Source organism: Pseudomonas sp. 44 R 15, from assembly GCF_900004965.1.
GTDB lineage: Bacteria > Pseudomonadota > Gammaproteobacteria > Pseudomonadales > Pseudomonadaceae > Aquipseudomonas > Aquipseudomonas orientalis_A.
In genome coordinates, this window is the sequence record NZ_CVTU01000020.1 from 1 (window position 1) to 259 (window position 259).

Here is a 259-nt window from a genome sequence, read left to right on the forward strand (position 1 = left end):
CTGGCCCAGTGCCGGACACAGCGCGCGGCTTTACCAGACCTTTCCCACGCCCAAAAGAAACTCGCCCCACCGGCCAATTGCCGCTCAAGAATGACGTGCTGTTCGTCGTACCGATAAGCCTCGCGTTCACCGACGGCATTGGTCGCCGACACCAGTCGTCCGGCGTCGTCGTAGGCGTAGGAAACGACGTTCTGCTCGGTCACCCACACGAAGGGTTCATGGCCTTTGGCGCGATGAACCTGGTAGTCCACCGCCACAA

General features: G+C 61.4%; 1 protein-coding gene. It reads right to left on the reverse strand.

From position 1 onward, the window contains the following. The coding region (locus tag BFP93_RS01425; RefSeq protein ID WP_141687924.1) for an RHS repeat domain-containing protein at positions 1-259 on the reverse strand (259 nt) is incomplete at both ends.